Origin of the sequence: Paenibacillus sp. HJGM_3 (assembly GCF_045062745.1) — a bacterium.
Classification (GTDB): domain Bacteria; phylum Bacillota; class Bacilli; order Paenibacillales; family NBRC-103111; genus Paenibacillus_AA.
The window spans coordinates 140,396-158,892 of the sequence record NZ_JBJGED010000008.1 but is presented as its reverse complement, the minus strand read 5'-3'; the positions used below and the strand labels follow the sequence as shown (position 1 = coordinate 158,892).

Annotated in this window: 18 protein-coding genes; 16 read left to right on the top strand and 2 right to left on the bottom strand. The window is 58.5% G+C overall.

Annotated features, from left to right (window positions below; translation table 11 throughout):
• Window positions 1–4: 4 nt before the first annotated feature.
• Entirely contained in the window at window positions 5–1,801 is a 1,797-nt protein-coding gene (locus tag ACI5FR_RS11705; protein ID WP_405454584.1) for a putative bifunctional diguanylate cyclase/phosphodiesterase, read from the bottom strand.
• A gap of 263 nt (window positions 1,802–2,064) precedes the next feature.
• Here ACI5FR_RS11705 and ACI5FR_RS11700 point away from each other — a divergent pair, with 263 nt between their 5' ends.
• The 5 genes from ACI5FR_RS11700 to ACI5FR_RS11680 all read left to right on the top strand — a co-directional run bounded on the left by ACI5FR_RS11700 (window position 2,065) and on the right by ACI5FR_RS11680 (window position 7,376).
• Window positions 2,065–3,750 carry a sensor histidine kinase gene (locus tag ACI5FR_RS11700; protein WP_405454582.1) on the top strand — a complete coding sequence of 562 codons (1,686 nt, stop codon included), beginning with the start codon at window positions 2,065–2,067 and terminating at the stop codon, window positions 3,748–3,750.
• Entirely contained in the window at window positions 3,747–4,418 is a 672-nt protein-coding gene (locus ACI5FR_RS11695; RefSeq protein ID WP_405454581.1) for a response regulator, read from the top strand. Before ACI5FR_RS11700 ends, ACI5FR_RS11695 begins: the two co-directional genes overlap by 4 nt.
• 162 nt (window positions 4,419–4,580) lie before the next feature.
• Window positions 4,581–5,141, top strand: a complete 561-nt coding sequence (locus tag ACI5FR_RS11690) for an NADPH-dependent FMN reductase (RefSeq protein ID WP_405454580.1) — start codon at window positions 4,581–4,583, stop codon at window positions 5,139–5,141.
• Window positions 5,138–5,929, top strand: coding sequence for a VOC family protein (locus tag ACI5FR_RS11685; RefSeq protein WP_405454578.1), 792 nt, complete (start codon window positions 5,138–5,140; stop codon window positions 5,927–5,929). Before ACI5FR_RS11690 ends, ACI5FR_RS11685 begins: the two co-directional genes overlap by 4 nt.
• Before the next feature lie 169 nt (window positions 5,930–6,098).
• Window positions 6,099–7,376 carry a DegT/DnrJ/EryC1/StrS family aminotransferase gene (locus tag ACI5FR_RS11680; protein ID WP_405454576.1) on the top strand — a complete coding sequence of 426 codons (1,278 nt, stop codon included), beginning with the start codon at window positions 6,099–6,101 and terminating at the stop codon, window positions 7,374–7,376.
• 91 nt (window positions 7,377–7,467) lie between these two features.
• Here the strand turns inward: ACI5FR_RS11680 and ACI5FR_RS11675 are convergent, their stop codons facing one another.
• A complete protein-coding gene (locus ACI5FR_RS11675) occupies window positions 7,468–9,375 on the bottom strand; it encodes an FAD-dependent oxidoreductase (RefSeq protein ID WP_405454732.1) in 1,908 nt (635 codons plus the stop codon).
• A gap of 185 nt (window positions 9,376–9,560) precedes the next feature.
• Between ACI5FR_RS11675 and ACI5FR_RS11670 the strand changes: the two genes are divergently transcribed.
• The 11 genes from ACI5FR_RS11670 to ACI5FR_RS11620 all read left to right on the top strand — a co-directional run bounded on the left by ACI5FR_RS11670 (window position 9,561) and on the right by ACI5FR_RS11620 (window position 18,481).
• Entirely contained in the window at window positions 9,561–10,331 is a 771-nt protein-coding gene (locus ACI5FR_RS11670; RefSeq protein ID WP_405454574.1) for a hypothetical protein, read from the top strand.
• A 32-nt stretch (window positions 10,332–10,363) separates the two neighbouring features.
• Entirely contained in the window at window positions 10,364–10,717 is a 354-nt protein-coding gene (locus ACI5FR_RS11665; protein WP_405454573.1) for a histidine triad nucleotide-binding protein, read from the top strand.
• 151 nt (window positions 10,718–10,868) lie between these two features.
• Window positions 10,869–11,042: a 30S ribosomal protein S21 gene (rpsU, locus tag ACI5FR_RS11660; RefSeq protein WP_010491812.1), complete on the top strand. Its 174-nt coding sequence runs from the start codon at window positions 10,869–10,871 to the stop codon at window positions 11,040–11,042.
• A 15-nt stretch (window positions 11,043–11,057) separates the two neighbouring features.
• Window positions 11,058–11,501, top strand: a complete 444-nt coding sequence (locus ACI5FR_RS11655; protein ID WP_405454570.1) for a GatB/YqeY domain-containing protein — start codon at window positions 11,058–11,060, stop codon at window positions 11,499–11,501.
• Window positions 11,502–11,739: 238 nt separating this feature from the next.
• A complete protein-coding gene (locus tag ACI5FR_RS11650; protein WP_405454568.1) occupies window positions 11,740–13,134 on the top strand; it encodes an NfeD family protein in 1,395 nt (464 codons plus the stop codon).
• A 34-nt stretch (window positions 13,135–13,168) separates the two neighbouring features.
• Window positions 13,169–14,149, top strand: coding sequence for a flotillin-like protein FloA (floA, locus tag ACI5FR_RS11645; protein WP_405454566.1), 981 nt, complete (start codon window positions 13,169–13,171; stop codon window positions 14,147–14,149).
• A gap of 48 nt (window positions 14,150–14,197) precedes the next feature.
• Window positions 14,198–14,677, top strand: a complete 480-nt coding sequence (locus ACI5FR_RS11640; protein WP_405454564.1) for a hypothetical protein — start codon at window positions 14,198–14,200, stop codon at window positions 14,675–14,677.
• 6 nt (window positions 14,678–14,683) lie between these two features.
• Entirely contained in the window at window positions 14,684–15,838 is a 1,155-nt protein-coding gene (locus ACI5FR_RS11635) for a PQQ-dependent sugar dehydrogenase (protein WP_405454563.1), read from the top strand.
• Window positions 15,839–16,007: 169 nt separating this feature from the next.
• Window positions 16,008–16,289, top strand: a complete 282-nt coding sequence (gene yqfC / locus ACI5FR_RS11630; RefSeq protein WP_405454562.1) for a sporulation protein YqfC — start codon at window positions 16,008–16,010, stop codon at window positions 16,287–16,289.
• 18 nt (window positions 16,290–16,307) lie between these two features.
• Complete coding sequence (gene yqfD / locus ACI5FR_RS11625; protein WP_405454560.1) at window positions 16,308–17,492, top strand: sporulation protein YqfD; 1,185 nt, start codon at window positions 16,308–16,310, stop codon at window positions 17,490–17,492.
• A gap of 14 nt (window positions 17,493–17,506) precedes the next feature.
• Window positions 17,507–18,481, top strand: a complete 975-nt coding sequence (locus ACI5FR_RS11620; protein ID WP_405454558.1) for a PhoH family protein — start codon at window positions 17,507–17,509, stop codon at window positions 18,479–18,481.
• Window positions 18,482–18,497 lie beyond the last annotated feature (16 nt).

Sequence of the window (18,497 nt, the reverse complement as noted above, 5' to 3'; positions counted from 1 at the left end):
AGACTTAATAAGCAAGAGCAACTTCGCTCACGTGCAGGTCGAGCCAATCCTCGAAGGTGTCGGCCGGCATCGGCTTGCCGAACAGGTAGCCTTGGATCTCGTCGCACCCCTGCTGCTGCAAGTAGGCATACTGCTCCTCGGTCTCTACGCCTTCGGCCGTTACTTTAAGCTTCAGGGTGCGGGCCAGCACGATGATGGCGGTGACGATCGCCGCGTCGTCGGCATCCTCGTGAATCCCGTTGATGAACGAGCGGTCGACCTTCAGGCCGTCGATCGGGAACCGCTTCAAGTAGCTGAGCGAAGAATAGCCGGTCCCGAAGTCGTCGATCGAGATTTTGACGCCCATTTCCTTCAAATCGCGCAGCATCAGAATGTTCCGGTTGACGTTCTGCATCGCTGCGCTTTCCGTTATCTCGAGCTCGAGGCATTCGGGTGCGAGCTTCGATTCCCTCAGAATCCGGTGGATGAGCACCGGCAGGTTTTGCTGCCGGAACTGCAGCGGCGACAAGTTGACGCTGACTCTCAGCGAGGAACAACCGTCACGCTCCTGCCATTCGCGCACTTGGTGGCAAGCCTTGCGAAGGACGTACTCGCCCAGCGGCACGATGAGCCCGGTTTCCTCCGCTAAAGGGATAAAGTCTATGGGCGGGATGAGGCCCAGCTCCGGGTGCACCCAGCGCACAAGCGCCTCGACGCAGACGAGCTGCTCCGAGCGCGTGCTCATGCGCGGCTGGTAGTAGACGACCAGCTCGTCCTTCTCGAGCGCCTTGCGGAGCATCGCTTCCATCGCGAACCGTTCGTACGGCATTTGCACGCCCTCGGGCGGGCTGTAGAACTGGTAGTGGTTGCGGCCTTGCTCCTTGGCGCGATACATGGACACATCGGCATTTTTCATCAGCTGCTCGGCGGTCCGGCCGTGATCCGGATACAGGGCGACGCCGATGCTCGTCGTGATGTACACTTCCTGATCGTTCAGGACGATCGATTCGTTCAGGGACTGGAAAATCTCCTTGCACAAGCTTACGACTTCCTCCATCTTCGTAAACCGGGGCACGAGGATCGCGAATTCGTCGCCGCCCATCCGGGCGAGAGTGGCCCCCTTCGGCAGCTTTTCGAGGATCCGTTCGGAGACAGAGCGGATCAGGGCATCTCCTACTTCGTGTCCCATCGTATCGTTGATATGCTTGAACTTGTCCAGATCGAGGAAAAAAACGGCGATGGGGCTCGGCTTCGACTTGGCTTGATGCAGGGCGGTGTCCAGCCGTTCCTTGAACAGGTCGCGGTTCGGCAGCATCGTAAGCCGGTCGAATAACGCCATCCGCGTCAAGTTCGTCGACACCCGGCTGATGAAGATGATGAGCAAGCCTAGCCCCATCACGATCAGGAGCGTCTCGAAGGAAAAGAAGACGCCGCCCTGAAAGTAATAAAACAAGTACAAGCTGCATGTCCCGAGCAGGCCGAACAGCAGCGTAGGCCCGATGCCGGCTTCAGACGCATAGAGCGGGACGATGAACAGCAACAGCCATGTGGGTCGTGTATCCGCACTCCATGTCGGCCAGACGAACATGAGCATCGTGATCAGCCAGTCGATACCCATCAGGACGATGAGGCCCGGCATTCTCATCAATCGGGATAAATCCTTGACCGTGAACGCTCTCCATAGCAGAAACGTGGTGTAGGCGATTGCTAGCCCGGCAATGACCAGGAGTACCGTTTGGCTGCTGCGGCTGTACAACAGCAATAGAATCAACGGTATGATTGAATGTCCGAGTGCAAATGCTTTGGCGTTCTTGTAAACCATGATTCACCCCTGATAGTATAGAAATGGCGAGGAATGCCTAGTAAAATGCGACTTCAGACGGAAGCAGGCTGAAAAAGTAGCAATATTTGCTAAACGTTCTATAGGGAATTATAACTGATTTTAAGATCAGATTCTATGACAAAACTATAGTTTTTGTCGAATGACCTTTTGTAGATCGCTGTCGAATCCCATAGGACTCCGGCTGCGCTTACTCGCCGCCCGTGCTCGTGCTATACTTTCTAGTAAGAAACAGGAGGGACTTCATGCAACCGACTAGCCGTGAGCAAGAGCTTCTCGCCCTGCAGAGCATCTCCGAGACGCTGAATCGCTCGAACGAGACGGAAGAGATGCTGCAGGCCGTATTGACTCAGCTTCTTCAAGTGACCGGCCTTCCCACGGGGTGGATTTTCCTCGCGCGGCAGGAGCCAGATTTTTCGTTCGTCTCTCGTGTCGGTCTCCCTCCGGCCCTAAGCTGGGGCGGCGATGCGCCGATGTGCTCGGGCAGCTGCTGGTGTCTGGAACGGTTGTGGGACGGCCGGCTGAGCCGGGCCGTGAATATATTGTCGTGCAAACGGATAGAAAACGCCGAGAAATACAAGTGGGGCGATACGCAGCAAATTTCCCATCACGCCTCCATCCCGCTCAAAGCCGGCGACGAACTGATCGGGGTGCTGAATGTAGCGGCTCCGGGGAAGCGGCACTTCGATTCGGAGGAGCTCGCCCTTCTGCAGGCGGTCGCCTATCAGATCGGCTCGGCGGTGAAACGAACGATGCTGTTCCAGGCCGAACGGAGGCGGGCGACCCGCATGACCCGGCTGAGCGAAGTGTCCGGCTGGATCGCGGAAACGATGGAGACCGGGGTCGTGTCGGAGCTGATCGCGGAGCGTATCGGTACTGCGTTCGAATGGGCGCACACCGCACTGTTCCTGCGCGAGGGCAACGAGCTGTACATCCGCGCCCGCTACTCGGCGGCAGAAGGACGGATCGCGAGCAGCCGTCAGAAGCTGCGTCTTCTGGACGCCGGGCCGGTCAGCGATGCGATGAGCACCCTGAACACCGTTCTTATGATCCATAACAAGGAGAAGTACGAGGAGCTTGAAGAAGTCGGCGTCGACCTGTTCCGATCGGCCATTGCCGTGCCGCTGTACCGGTCCGATATCGCCTACGGCGTGCTGCTCGTTACGGATGAACGGCCCGGGGCGTTCGATGAGCTGGATGTCGAAGTGCTCGAAGCGCTCGGCGGACAAATTGCGCTAAGCATCGACAAAGCTCGACTGGTGCTGCAGCGGCGGGAGCTGACCCGCCAGGAGGAACGCCACAAGCTGGCGCGCGATCTGCACGATTCGGTCAGCCAGACGTTGTTCTCCCTCAGCGTTACCGCCCGCGGGGCGGAGTCGCTGCCGGATGCGGACCAGACGCTGCTGCGCGAAGCGCTGCAGGAGCTGCAGACGCTATCCCAGCATGCGCTCCAGGAGATGCGCTCGCTTATTTGGCAGCTGCGTCCGCCCGGGCTCGAGCAAGGGCTTATCACCGGGCTCGCCCAGTACGGGGAGCGGCTCGGGCTGACGGTACGTACCGAGGTGAGCGGGCTGGGTGAGCTTCCGCAGCTCATTGAGGAAGCGCTCTGGCGCATCGGGCAAGAAGCGTTGAACAATGCGAGCAAGCACAGCGGATCGCCGGAAGCGGAGATTACGATCGCTTACGGGGAAGACAAGGTGCGGCTCAAGGTCGCGGATCGCGGGGCTGGCTTCGACCGGGACGGCCTGCACCCGAACGTCTCCTGTAAGGGCGGCTTAGGGCTGAACGGGATGCAAGAGCGGGCCGCCCTCGTAGGCGGGTTCGTGCATATAGCGTCGAAACCCGGCCAGGGTACGGTCGTGGTCGCCGAGCTGCCGATCGCCGACCAATTCCCTCCTAATCTATGCATGGAAAAAGGCGGAATCCAATGAAGATCAACTTGTTACTCGTGGACGACCACGCGGTCGTCTTGAAAGGGCTCGGTTTCTTCCTGAATATGCAGGCCGATCTCGAGGTGGTCGGCTTCGCCCGCAGCGGGGAAGAGGCGCTGCGGCTCGCCGCGGAGCTGAAGCCGCAGCTCGTGCTGCTGGATTTGCTCATGCAGGGGATGAACGGCATCGAGACGACGGAGCGACTAATCGAGCAGCAGCCGGAGCTGAAAATATTAATATTGACGAGCTTCGCCGAGCATGATCACGTGCTGGCTTGTCTTCAAGCGGGCGCGGTCGGGTATTTGCTGAAGGACATGGAGCCCGACCAGCTGGTCGAGGCGATCCGCGGGGCCTACCACGGCAATGTGCAGCTGAATCCGAGCATCGCGAAGCTTCTCGTCGCGGGGAAGGCCGGCTCGCCTGCCGCCGGTTCCGCGCCGGCCGACGCGCCGCCGCCGCAGACGGGCGCCGAGACGCTGACCCAGCGGGAGCTGGAGGTGCTGGTACTGATCGCTTCCGGGCAGAGCAACAAGGAGATTGCCGCCACACTCGTAATCGCGGAGAAGACGGTCAAAACCCACGTGAGCAGCATCCTCGGGAAGCTCGGGCTGGACGACCGGACGCAGGCGGCGCTGTTCGCCGTGAAGCACGGGTACGTGCAGGCTTAGCTCGGGTCTACATCGATAGTCTTAGAGAGGTCCGCCTTCGGGGGGACCTATTTGTGTAGGGGCGGCTACGGCGATATGCCGAAGTTTTCCCGGCGGCCCTCCGCTAAGATGGGAGTAGAAGGAGCGAGAGAGACGCTCCACTACGATCAGGAGGCGGAGACTATGAGAATAGTAGGATTGAATGGAAGCTTATCGTCGACTTCCAATACGTATAAAGGGGTAAAAGCGGTGCTCGACCATGCGGCGGAACACGGGGCGGAGACGGTCTTGTTCGATTTGAGAGACACGCCGCTGCCTTTATTCCATCCCGAACGCCGGGACCAGCTGGCGGACGAGAACGTATACCGGTTCATCAGCTTGATGGATGAAGCGGACGGAATCGTACTGGGAAGCCCGGAATATCACAACATGATGGGCGGGGCGTTCAAAAATGCGTTGGAGTGGGTGGGTGGCCGACAATTCAAAAACAAGCCCGTCGCCTTGATCTCCGCCACCGGCGGCCCTTCGTCGATGACCACTTTGTCGGCGATGCAAAGTATGGTGCGCAGCCTGCACGGCTGGGTCGTTCCGGTGTTCGGCTCGATCCCGGGCACGACCGAGTTCAAGCCGAACGGGGAGTTCCGCGATCCCGCGATGCAGCTGCGGTTCATGACGATCGGCGCTGAGCTGATCGAGCTCAGCAAGCTGTTGAAGCAGCGAAGACAGGATTGGGAACAAAGATGATTACCCACTTCGCGGACGTGACTTTGCCGACACCTTCGATTGCTGGAGTCAAGCAGTTTTATGGCAGGTTGGGTTTTAAGGTACTAGAGGAAACGAAGGAGCGCATCTCCTTTCGGATCCAATCTTTTAGCCGTTTAACGTTTGAATTGTCGTTCGAACCTCTGGCGCCGGCTCATCTGGCCTTCGAGGTGCCGATGTCGGCGTTCGATCAAGTCGTTGCAGAGCTGCAGTCCCGTCTCGGGCCGCCGCTAGTGTGGCCGGACGGGGACACCGTCAAATCCTTCGACAGTGGATGCAACGTGTATTATCGGGATGGGGACGGGCATTTGCTCGAGTGGATCGCTCATGGGTATGTGAACGAGCATGTGTTCGAGACTGAAGGGCCGCTGCGCCATCTATATTTGCGAGAGGTAGGTCTCCCGGTGGAAGATGTGAGAGCAGCGGCAGCCTGGTTACAGAACCGATTGAACTTCGCCCTCTTCCAGCTCGGCGATGACTTCGCATTCGCAAGAGGCGGTACTGCTCATGCCGTAGTGGTCTCTACTCAGCGCAGGTGGATTCCGATCGAAATGGTAGCTTTACCGCCACGCGTGAAGGTAGTGTGGGGGGCAGCCGATTTGAACTTCATTGGAACAATCTCCGCAAGTTTCGAGCAGACGGGTACACCTCACCGCTGGAACGCGGATTGCACCCGGCTGGAATTCGTATATGCGGGTTATCTCTTAGCGATCGAATTCACCCCGACTTTTACGGCCGAAGCAATAAACGATCTGAACTTGCCGGAATAAGATTTATTCTGATGTCATAAGGAAACCGCCGGAGCTGTCCGGCGGTTTTTACGTATCCTAAGCTCCGTATGGAATCGTTTTTCCCATATTTCTGCGTTTCACGCCATATAAATTGGCGCTTCGGTTGCAGTAAACTTAGGCTGAGCATGCACTTCGAGGAGGTACTCCCATGGAAAAATTAGCGATTGATGGAGGAACACCGGTCCGGAGCAAGCCTTTGCCTCCGCCATTCCGAGGCTCGATGCTGATCGGGGAAGAGGAGACGAACGCGGTCTCGAACGTCCTGGCCGCCCAGTCCCCGTTCCGTTACTATGGCCCGAACATGCAATACGCGGTGCAGACGCTGGAGGACTTGATTGCCAAGGATCTGAATATCCCTTACGTCTTGGGCGTCACCTCTTGCACGGCCGGCTTGGTCGTGGCGATGAAGGCGCTTGGCATCGGCTACGGCGACAAGGTTATCGTTCCGGCCAATACGTTCGTAGCGACCGCGGGAGCCGTCGTCAGCAGCAATGCCGTACCCGTCTACGTGGACATGGACGAGTCGCTCAACATGGATCCGGACGATCTGGAACGGGTATACGACGAGGAGGTCAAAGCGATCATCGTCGTGCATATTAATGGCAGCGCTTGCGATATGGATAAAATCATGGCGTTCGCCAAAAAGCGCGATCTGTATGTCATCGAAGACGTGGCCCAATCCCAAGGCTGTACTTACAAAGGGCGCATCTGCGGCACGATCGGCGACATCGGGGTGTTCAGCTTCCAAATGAATAAAATGCTCACGGCAGGGGAGGGCGGCGCGGTCGTCACATCGAATCCCGAGCTGTTCGAGCGGGCCGTACGCTATCACGACCAAGGCAGCTTCCGGGATAAGGACCGCTACCAGATCGATCCGAAGTTCGTGATGTCGGGGCAAAACTACCGGATGAGCGAATTGACCGGCGCGGTCATGATCGAGCAGTGGAAGAAGCTCGGCACGATTATCGGGACGATGAGGAAGCATCACCGCAACATCCGCGCCGCCATCGCCGCCGAGCTGCCGGACGTGAAGTTCCGCGCAGCTGCGGACGACGACGGAGATATCGGCTGCGTGCTTGGCATCGTCCATCCCACACTTGAACGGGCCCGTGCGTACGCAAGTGCCATGAAAGCGGAGAATGTGTCTACTCATTCGATGTACGACGGCGTGCCGGTGTATAAGATTCCTTGCTTCTTCGAGCAGAGGACGGCGGAGAAGGATAATTTTCCTTACAACTATCCTTTTAAGAAACCGGTCATCTACACGGAAGACATGTGCCCGAAGTGCGTAGACTTGCTGGGCCGCATCACGATTACGCTGATCAGTCCGATCCTCACCGATGAAGAAGCGGACGAAATTGCGCGTGCGGCCGTGAAGGTGCTTAAGGCATTGGATGCCAAAGCGGGAGCCGGCGCTCACAGCTAAAGCTGCAGTTCGCGCACGGCCACAAAACAAAGAGGCTGCAAGACAGATTTTCCTGTCTTGCAGCCTTGTTCGTTTTGGCCCCGAAACGGCCTTATACACCCACCGGTTGCTTCACATCGCGCAAGATGAGCTGCGCCACGTTCCGGGCGCTGGAGAACGCACGCTCCGCCAGCTCGCCCTTGCCCATGCAGCCGTCGCCGCAGAAGTAGAACGGGACGTTCTCGACCCGGTTCGGCAGCAGCCGGTTCGTATGCACGTTTTTGACGCTCGACACCATCGCCTTCTTGGACACGCGCTTCACCGCGACTTCGTCCCTCCAGCCCGGATAATGCCGGTCGAACAGCTGCTCCATCTGCAGCGTCTTCTGGTCGAGGTACGCCTTGCGGTCCGCGTCTTCATGGAAGTTGTCGTGCAGGTAGGCGATCCCCTGCAGCAGCTGGCCGCCCTCCGGCACGAGCGTATGATCGGTCGCCGACACGTCGCTGATGAACAGCTTGTTGTTCATATCGCTGATGTAGGAGAACGGACGCGCCACGACTCGCTTGAGGCCTATATCGTACACCATCACCTCGGTGGCGGTGTTGTTCTCGTACGGTGCGAGGAACGGTTCCCATGCCGTGCCCTTCAGTAGCTTCGCCACTTGCTGGACCGGCATCGCGAAGACGATCCGGTCGAAGCTTTCCTCGCGGTTCTTGGTGGTCAGTACGAACTTCCCGCCTTCATAACGGATCGAATCGATCCCTTCTTGCAAGGCGATCGCCCACCGACCGGATACTTCGAGCTTTTGCTTCAATTGATTGGTGATAACCGCCCAGCTGCCGAGCACGTAGTTGACCGGCTTGCTGGAGAGGAACAGGTTGTGATAGTATTCGCTGATGACGGCTCCGGACACTTGGCGGGCGTCCTCCGGAGTGATGAAGAAGTTCGAGCAGACGAGATGCTCCCACAGCTCCTTCAGGTCCTCGTCGGCATCCGCGTAGGCTAAGTAGTCGCCCAGGGTGCGGTAATTTTTCAATTGATGAATGTTCGCGATAATGGCGGTGATTTCGCCGGCGAACCGCATTTTTTGCATCGGACTAAGCAGATCGGTTTTGAGCAGGTTGACAAAATCGAGCGGCGCCTCGGTCAGCTGGTCGTTCTTTTCGTAGAACACCTTGCGCTTGTCGACTTGTTTACTGCTGAATGACAGCCCCAGTTCCTTCTCCATGACGGTAAGCTTGTGCCGGTCAATGCCGTAGATCGCGTGGGCGCCGTAATTCAGCGTAAATCCCGCTTTCTCGTATGTGAACGCACGGCCTCCGAGCTGCGGACTCCGTTCGAACAAAATTCCTTCGACGGAATCTTCTCCCGACAAATAAGCGGCTGCCGTTAGTCCGGCGAGTCCGCCTCCGATTACTGCGACTTTCATTTTCCGTTCCTCCTTCAATTTGGCCGCAACGAGCAAAGGCTCCGCGGAATTGCCGGACCGCAGCCCGGCCCACAACAGTGAAAATTGCTCGCGGATACGCGGCTCCAGATCGGTCTCGTCCGTCTGGCACCATAGGGCGACGATCCCGGTATACGCCGAGACGAGCAGCTCGACTTTACGCCGGTCCGGAAGCCAACGGAGCAGACTGTCGGTCAAATAAGCCAGGTGCTCCTGATGCCGCTTGGCCATCAGCTCGTTGCGCAAGGCCAATGCGTTCATGCTGCGGATGAGCCTGGGGTACGACCCGATTGTAGACGCCAAGTCTAAAAACAACCGGTTCACATGGCTCTCGAGCGAGACTACATGGGTAGGCGTCTCCCGCAGCCAAGTGTGAATGACCGACTTCTGCCGTTCCCCGACTTGGGCCAGAATGTCCTCTTTGCTGTTGAAATAGTGGTAAAACGTCCCTTTGGACGAGTGCGTAGCGGCAATAATGTCGTCGACCGAGACGTTGTCGTATCCCCGATCGATGAACAAGCGCAACGCCACTTCCATGACGTGATCGCGTTTTTTTCGGGTAGAGGCGCGCATGAAGTTCAATCGGCTTCACTCCTCTGTCACAATATACGATCATTGTACTTCAAATTAGACCGGCGGTCTATAATGGAATTGCCCTAACATCCTGCCATCCGGCAACATTTCCTGCAAGCGCGTCCCATTTCTGTTATGATGATAAAAGGTCTTTTAATTTTGTCTGGAGGGAGTTCCTCATTTCCATGTCAGCTAACGCCAAATACAACACGATCGAAGATATCAGCATCCTCGTCGACCGCTTCATGAGAGAAGATGAGCAATTGATCGGCAATCCGCTGTTTGCCGACGACGACAACGTTGTCATTTTGAAACGCAGCTTGTTCGGGCTCGTCTCCAAAGTCGAGAGCGAAGCCGAGTATGAAGAAATGCTCAATTACAAGCAGCTGCTGCACCGTCAAATCGTGCATTATTCCGAAACGCTCGAACAGATCGAAGGGCTTGTCGACGACTTGCGCGAGCTGATCGTGCATAACATTTACTTAGGTACGGAGCTTAAGCTGCTCATCCATATTTTCAAGGAGACGTACGAGCGGGAGCCCGACCTGAGCAATAAGGACGAGCGTACGCCGCAAGGCTTCCTCCGCTACCTGAAGCTGAATTGCCGCCCGGATACGGTCGCTCACTTCATCGGGATGGCGCTGCAGCAATACTTGCAAGCCAACTATGCGGAAGAGCCTTATTACGCCGGCGAGCAGTTCTTCGCCCAAAGCTACAATTACTTGGTCGAGTTCATCCTCGAAGCCGAGGAGATCGAGAAGCTGCTGAAGACGATTCAGGAGCAGCAGGAGGAATTGCTCTGGCTCCGCGATATGCTCATTACGACCGAGCATCAGCTGCAGCAAGATCCCGGGAACGAGGCGCTGCTGAACAAGCAGCAGAAGATGGCGTCCGACTTCATGACGGAGAAGCTCGAGATGGAGTTTATGTCCAACGTCTTGTTGCGCCTGTTCTAGACCCTATAATAAGTAAGGAGCGGTTGTTGAAGATGACGGATTGTATCTTTTGCAAAATCGTACGCGGAGAGATCCCTTCCCGCCAAGTGTTCGAGAACGAGCATGTGCTGGCCTTTCACGATATTCAACCGGCCGCTCCCGTTCATGTGCTGATCATCCCGAAGAAGCATATCGCCTCTGCGAACGAGATGCAGCCTGAAGACCGCGAGGTGCTGGGCGAAGTGCTGCTGGCCGCTCCCGCGATCGCACGCGAGCTCGGTGTGGCGGAAGGCGGGTATCGGCTGATCAACAATTGCGGTCCGGACGGGGGACAAGTGGTGTACCATCTGCACGTGCACTTGCTCGGCGGAGAGAAGCTGGGCGGGCTGAACGTCAAGCACCCCTAGGGCCGAAGGCCATCGCCCGGAACGGGAATAGCTTCGGGAAAATAAGGTTGGGGCGTCAGGTTGACACCCTAATTCCGTTTCCTATATAATGTAGTTTGATAACCGTGTTCTGGGTTTTTGGGACGGTCTGTTCGGAGGGAGGGAAAAACTAGTGTCTGAAACTCGTGTTCGCAAAAATGAAACGATCGATGCTGCACTTCGTCGCTTTAAGCGTTCCATCGCTAAGGACGGCGTCCTGGCTGAGGTTAAGAAGCGCAAGCACTATGAGAAGCCTAGCGTTAAGCGCAAGAAGAAGTCGGAGGCTGCTCGCAAGAGAAAGTTCTAGGAGGATTTTTTTGGAATGAGCTTAAGCGAACGATTGAACGAAGATATGAAGCAATCGATGAGAAATCAGGACAAGTTCAAACTCTCCGTCATCCGCATGGTTCGATCGGCGATTAAGAATGTTGAGATAGATATGAAGAGAACGCTTGATGACAATGAAGTGCTTGATATTCTCAGTCGTGAGGTTAAACAACGCAAAGACTCCCTCCAAGAATTTCAAAAGGCCGGCCGAGAGGACTTGGTCGATAATCTGAAGCAGGAAATTGACATCATTACCGCCTATTTGCCGCAGCAATTAACCGAAGAAGAGATCAATGTCATCGTACAACAGACCATCCAGGAGACGGGTGCTTCTTCCAAAGCGGAGATCGGAAAAGTCATGGCTGCTCTGATGCCCAAGGTCAAGGGCCGTGCCGACGGCAAGCTGGTGAACCAAGCGGTTCAAAAGCTGCTCAGCTAAACAAGCAATAAAGCCTATGAATGGTAACAAGGGGGCTGTCGCGAAAGCGGCAGCCCTTTTTGAACAAGAATGGATACTCTTTGAGCGAAGCTCAAGAATGATGGACATGCAAGTAAAGCTGCGATAACAACGTGGCTTGATTGCGGATACTCGAACCTCCAGGGTGTCTTCTCAATTGAAACATTTCTTCCCCGTTCACGTAATACCTTACATAGAGAGGTCATAAAGGAGGAGTGGCATGCGTATGAGACCGGTCCGTCAGTTGATCGGACGGTGGATGGGCGTAGGAATTGCCATATGGCTCGTACTGATGGGAACGCTTCCCGCGTTCGCGGATGTTGCGGCCCCGCAGGCACCTGCGGCAGACGCGTCCAAATCCGGCGGCAGGCTCGTCTACGTCGTTCCCGTGAAGCAAACGGTGGAGAGCGGCTTGCAGAGCTTCCTGGAACGGGCGTTTCGCGACGCGGAGGAGGCGAAGGCGAGGCTGATCGTGCTCGACATCGACACATTGGGCGGCCGGGTCGACTCCGCGGAGGAGATCGGGCGGCTCATCCGGCAAAGTCCGGTCGAGACGCTGGCCTTCGTCCATGGCCGGGCAGTATCGGCCGGCAGCTACATCGCGCTGAACGCGAACCGGATCGTCATGGAACCGGGCAGCTCGATCGGGGCGGCGGCGGTCGTGGACGGCAGCGGCAAAGAGGTGGAGTCGGCCAAGATCGTCTCCCACTGGGCGAGCGAGATGCGGGCTGCCGCGGAGCTGAGAGGGCGCAATCCTAAGATTGCCGAAGGGATGGTCGACAAGAACCTTGTAGTGGAGATGCCGGAGCTGCAGCGGACGTCGGCCAAGGGCGAGATCGTCTCCTTGACGGCGGAGGAAGCGCTTAAGGTCGGATACGCGGAGCAAGTGACGTCGGACTTGAACGACGCGATCGCCCGGGCCGGGGTGCAGGATCCCGAGATTCTCCGTTTCGAACCGACGTTTTTCGAGAAGCTGGCGCGGTTCCTCGTGCATCCGGCGACGGCGACCGTTTTGCTCTTGATCGGCATTGCCGGCGTCCTCATCGAGCTGTTCATTCCGGGCTTCGGCCTGCCGGGGCTGCTTGGGATCGCCGGGTTCGGGTTGTATTTCTTCGGCCACTATGTGGCCGGCTTCGCGGGGGGTGAGGATGTGATTCTGTTCGTCATTGGAATCGTCCTGCTGGTCGTGGAAATGTTCGTGCCCAGCTTCGGCGTGTTAGGTATCATCGGCATTGTCTCGATTATTAGCGGTGTGGTTATGGCGGCGTTCGATACGCAAAATGCACTGCTCTCGCTTGGCATCGCGTTCGTGCTGGCGGTGATCGTCGTGGCGGTATTCATCCGGGTGTTCAAGCATCGCGGCATCTGGAACCGGTTCATCCTGAAGGACTCGCTTACGACCGAGCAGGGCTACGTATCGCAATCGTCCAAGGAGCATTGGCTCGGCGCCGAAGGCATCACCGTAACGCCGCTCCGGCCTGCCGGTACGGCGGAGCTGGGGGGCGAGCGAGTCGATGTGGTGACCGAGGGGGAGTTCATCCCCGTGAATACTCGCATCCGCGTCGTAAAAGTCGAGGGCGTACGCGTTGTCGTGAAGCCGGCAGCGGAACTTTAGGCAATACTATAGTTTGAGGAGGAGTTTCGAACAGATGGATCCTACGATTACCTTGTTGTTAATTATCGCGCTTGCGATTATCGTATTGTCGGTATTTTTAAGCTTTGTCCCTGTCATGCTCTGGATTTCCGCCTTGGCGTCAGGGGTGCGCGTAGGGATTTTCACGCTAGTGGCCATGCGGCTGCGCCGCGTGATTCCGAGCCGGATCGTCAATCCGCTCATTAAGGCGCACAAGGCCGGACTGGGCCTAACGATCAACCAGCTGGAAAGCCACTACTTGGCCGGCGGCAACGTCGACCGGGTCGTGAACGCGCTCATCGCGGCCCAACGGGCGAACATCCCGCTGGGCTTCGAGCGGGCGGCGGCCATTGACTTGGCCGGCCGCGACGTGCTCATGGCCGTGCAGATGAGCGTCAACCCGAAAGTGATCGAGACGCCGGTCGTCGCCGCCGTGGCGAAGGACGGAATCGAAGTGAAGGTCCGGGCCCGGGTGACGGTGCGGGCGAACATCGACCGGCTCGTCGGGGGCGCGGGAGAAGAAACGATCATCGCCCGTGTCGGCGAGGGGATCGTCACGACCGTCGGCTCGTCCGAATCGCACAAGAACGTGCTGGAGAATCCGGACATGATCTCGAAGACCGTGCTCGGCAAAGGGTTGGACGCCGGTACGGCGTTCGAGATTCTATCCATCGATATCGCGGACGTGGATGTCGGCAAGAACATCGGCGCCCACCTGCAGACGGAGCAGGCGGAAGCCGACAAGCGGATCGCCCAGGCGAAGGCCGAGGAGCGCCGGGCCATGGCCGTCGCCCAGGAGCAGGAGATGAAGGCGAAGGTCGTCGAGATGCGCGCCCGCGTCGTCGAGTCGGAATCGCAGGTGCCGCTGGCGATGGCGGAAGCACTGCGCGAAGGCAAGATGGGCGTCATGGATTACATGAACCTGCGCAACATTGAGGCCGACACCCAGATGCGCTCGTCGATCGGCAAGACGACTCCGACGGACAAGAACGAGTAGAATGAGCCGATCGGGACTGGAGGCAAAGTCCGGGGAGGAGGCGGGACCATGCGAATACTGGAGTTTCTCTTGAGCAACATCTACTGGGTTATCGTCATCGTCGGCTTCCTGCTCACGATGCGGCAGCGATCGAAGGCCGGGCGCAAGCCTGGGCGGACGCGCACATCGCGCATGCCGACGTTCGGCGGCGGGCCGGACGACCGCGAGCCGGGCACGTGGCTGCCGGGCCGCCGCGCGCGGGACGAGGAGCGCACAGCGGCGGCCGAGCGCCCGGCGGCTGAGCAGCCGCGGGCGATGAGCGTCGGCTCCGCCGGCCCGGCCGCCTATGTGCGCGAGCCGCTCGTAGCCGCGCCGGCTGAGCGCGGCAGCCTGGCCGCCGCCGCGAAGAGCGAGCCGGCTCCGGCGGCACGCGAACAAGCGGACGCGGCGCGCCTCGAAGCGGATGCGGACGCGGTGCGCCGGGGCGTCGTGTGGGCCGAGATTCTCGGCCCGCCGCGAGCGCGCAAACCATATTCATACAGGAAGTGATCGTGTATGAGAACTTTACACCTTAGCGCCGCAGCCGTGATGCTTGCGGCGCTCGTTGTTTTCGGCGGCGGCTGCAAGCGTCCGCTGTCCCGGGACACCGCCGCCCCGGTTCAGAGCGGGACGGAGTACCGGGCGGAAGTGTTCGCCCAAGGGCTCGACGTTCCGTGGGACATGGCGTTCGTCCCGGACGGGCGCGTGTTCCTGACGGAGCGCCCCGGGACGATCCGCGTCATTGACCAGGGCCGCCTCGCGGCGGAGCCCGTGCTCTCGCTCCGGACGGCGGGGCCGTTCCAGAGCAAGGGGGAGAGCGGGCTTCTCGGCATCGCGGCCGACCCGAACTTCGCGCGCAACCATTACTTGTATGTGTACCATACATACGAGGAGAACGGCGCGCTGCGCAATCGGGTCGTGCGGCTCGTGGAGCGGGACAACAAGGCTGCCATCGACAAAGTGCTGATCGACGGCATGCCCGGACAGTCGAACCACGACGGAGGCCGAATCCGCTTCGGGCCGGACGGGAAGCTGTATTTCACGATCGGCGACGCCCAGGACCCCAAGCTGTCGCAGGACCTGAACAGCCGCGCCGGGAAGATTATGCGGATAGGCCCAGACGGGACGATCCCGGCGGACAACCCGTTCCCGGGCTCGCCGGTGTACAGCTGGGGACACCGCAACCCGCAAGGGCTCGCGTGGAACCCGAAGACGGGCAAGCTGTACAGCTCCGAGCACGGCCAATCCGCGCACGACGAGATCAATCTGATCGAGGCCGGCGCGAATTACGGCTGGCCGCTCATAGAGGGCGACGCCACCGTGCCGAAGCCGGGGACGCCGGTCCCGGCGAACGTCAAACTGCGCCCTCCGCTCGTCCACAGCGGCACGGAGACTTGGGCCCCTTCCGGCATGACGTTCGTGACGAAGGGCCCGTGGGCGGGCTCGCTGCTCGTCGCGAACCTCCGCGGCGAACAGCTGCTCAAGGTGAATCTGAAAGAAGGAGATCCCACGAAGGTCGAGAAGGTGGAGAAGCTCTACAAGGGCGAGTGGGGCCGGGTCCGCAGCGTGACCGAGGGGCCGGACGGCTCCCTCTACGTGCTGACGAACAACCGCGACGGCCGGGGCAATCCGACGCAGGGTGACGATAGAATAATCCGTCTGCGGCCGTAAAAGGCCCTCTAGCGTAAAGACAAGCAGTTCCACGTTATCGGTGGAACTGCTTGTTTTCTCTTTACAGCCGAATCGCCGCTCCCGGCCCGGCTGCTGTTATAAATGCCGTCCTCTCCGCATATGGTGTAAAAAGCTGGGCATTACAGCCAAGAGGGGGAGAAGGGCATACATGCTGCGCTTGAACAAAAGACTTAGCAAATGGACGGCCAAAATGCTCGATCTTCCTCACGATGTGGTGTACGACCTCCCCCGGTTCACGATGATTGGCAACCGTCAGCTGTACATCGAGAATCATCGCGGGGTCGCACATTTTTCCAGCGAGCAGCTTAAACTGCATTTGAGCCAAGGGACGCTGGAGGTGCTGGGCAAGCAGCTCGTCATCCGGGCGATCCTGCCGGAGGAAGTGTTCATAGAGGGCATTATAGCGGACATTCGCTATTCGGAGAGATGAAGGAGGAGGACGGGCGCGGTGAAAGCGACGTTTTGGAATCGCATGCGCGGTTATGTGGCGGTGGACGTGCGGGGGGAGCAGTTGGAGCGGCTGCTCAATGCGCTTATCGAAAAGCGGTTCGTAGTGTGGGACATTCGCAGAACGGACGAGCATACGGTTCGGTTTTTCGTGGTGCTTCGCGACTTTTTCCGTTTGCGGCCGTTGCTCAGGCAGACAAGCTCCAAGATTCATGTGACCGCGCGGTACGGGCTTCCTTTTGCGATGGACAAACTGGGCAAGCGCAAGACGTTCGCGATCGGGCTCGCCGTCTTCGTCGTGTGCCTGTACTTGCTGTCCTCGCTCGTCTGGAGGATCGATGTGGAGGGCAACGTCTCGGTTGCCAAAAGCGATATTTTGCAAGCGGCGAAGGAGCAAGGTCTGTACCGGTTCCAATGGAAATTCCGCATGAAGGAGCCGGACATGCTTGCTCGTACGATCCACGCGCAGCTGCAGGGTGTTTCCTGGGTTGGCGTGGAGGTGCACGGCACGAAGGTTCAGATCAAGGTCGTGGAGGCGACGCGCCCGGATCGGGGGCCTCTTATGAGTCCGCGCAACCTCGTGGCGTCTCACAATGCGACGATCACGCACATTTTCGCCGAGACGGGCAAGCCGGTGGCCAAGGTGAATTCGAACGTCAAAAAAGGGGATGTCCTGATCTCCGGCATCATCGGCGATGACGCGAACCGGCAGATCGTCGTGGCACGCGGTACGGTCCGGGGAATCGTCTGGCAGGAGGCGACGGTGGAAACCCCTCTCGTCTTGAAGCAAAAAGTATACACAGGCGAGTCCAAAACCCGTTCCTATCTCGTGATTGGCAGCCGCGGGCTTCAAGTGTCGGGGTACGGCAAGCTTCCGTTCGAGCAATTCGAGGTTCACGGCGAGCGTAAAATCGTGCAATGGCGCAACTATGTGCTGCCCATCGGCTGGTTGAAAGAAAAGGTGATGGAGTCCCGGTTGGAGGAGACGCAGCTGACGCAGGAGGAGGGCGAACGGCTTGCTCTCGAGCAAGCGCGTTCGGAGGTGGTGGCGGCAGCCGGCCAAGACGCCGTCCTGCGGGGAGAAAAGATTCTTTTGCATGAAAAGTCGGACAATGGTAAAGTTTATATGAAAGTCCTTTTCGAGATAGAGCGAAATATTGCCGTGGAGCAGCCGATTGTGAACTGAAGGAGATTGAGATATTGACAGAGAGAGTGAATGGGAACGGGATTAAGCTAACGCTCAAGAATGCTGCGGAGGGGCTCGCCCTGTTCGGTCCGCAGGACAAATTCATGCGGTTGATAGAGAGCAAGACAAGCGCGCACATCTTCAGCCGGGAAGCCGAGCTGGTCATTCAGGGGGAGCCTGCTGAGACCGCGTGGCTGGAACAGCTGTTCGACGTGCTGCTACAATTGATCCGCGGAGGCTACGCCTTGAACGAGCGCGACGTGCACTATGCGATCGAGCTGGCGAAGGAGCTGAAGGCGGATCAATTGCTTGATCTGCTGCGCGGCGAGATCGGTGTCACCTTCAAGGGCAAGCCGATTCGCGTGAAGACGATCGGGCAGCGTCACTATGTGGCGACGATCAAGAAGAAAGACATCGTATTCGGTATCGGCCCGGCAGGCACAGGGAAGACGTATCTCGCGGTCGTGCTGGCTGTCATGGCGCTCAAGGAAGGCCAAGTGAAGCGCATCGTGCTCACCCGGCCGGCGGTTGAAGCGGGGGAGAGCCTCGGCTTCCTGCCCGGCGATCTGCAGGAAAAAGTTGATCCTTACTTGCGTCCGTTGTATGATGCTCTTAACGATGTGCTGGGGCCGGACCAAGTGGCGAAGTCGCTCGAGCGCGGGTTGATCGAGATCGCGCCGCTCGCTTACATGCGGGGACGCACGCTAGACGATTCGTTCATCATCCTCGACGAGGCGCAGAATACGACCCAAGAGCAGATGAAGATGTTTCTCACCCGCCTCGGCTTCGGCTCGAAGATGGTCATTACAGGGGACGTCACGCAGATCGATTTGCCTAGGGGCAAAAACTCCGGTCTTGTCGAAGCCCAGCATATTCTGAGCTCGATCGAGGAGATCGGCATCGTTCATTTCAGCGAGCAGGATGTTGTCCGCCATTCATTGGTGCAAAAAATCATCATGGCCTACCAACAGGAGCAGGATCAAGGCTAACCGGGACCGGCTCTCG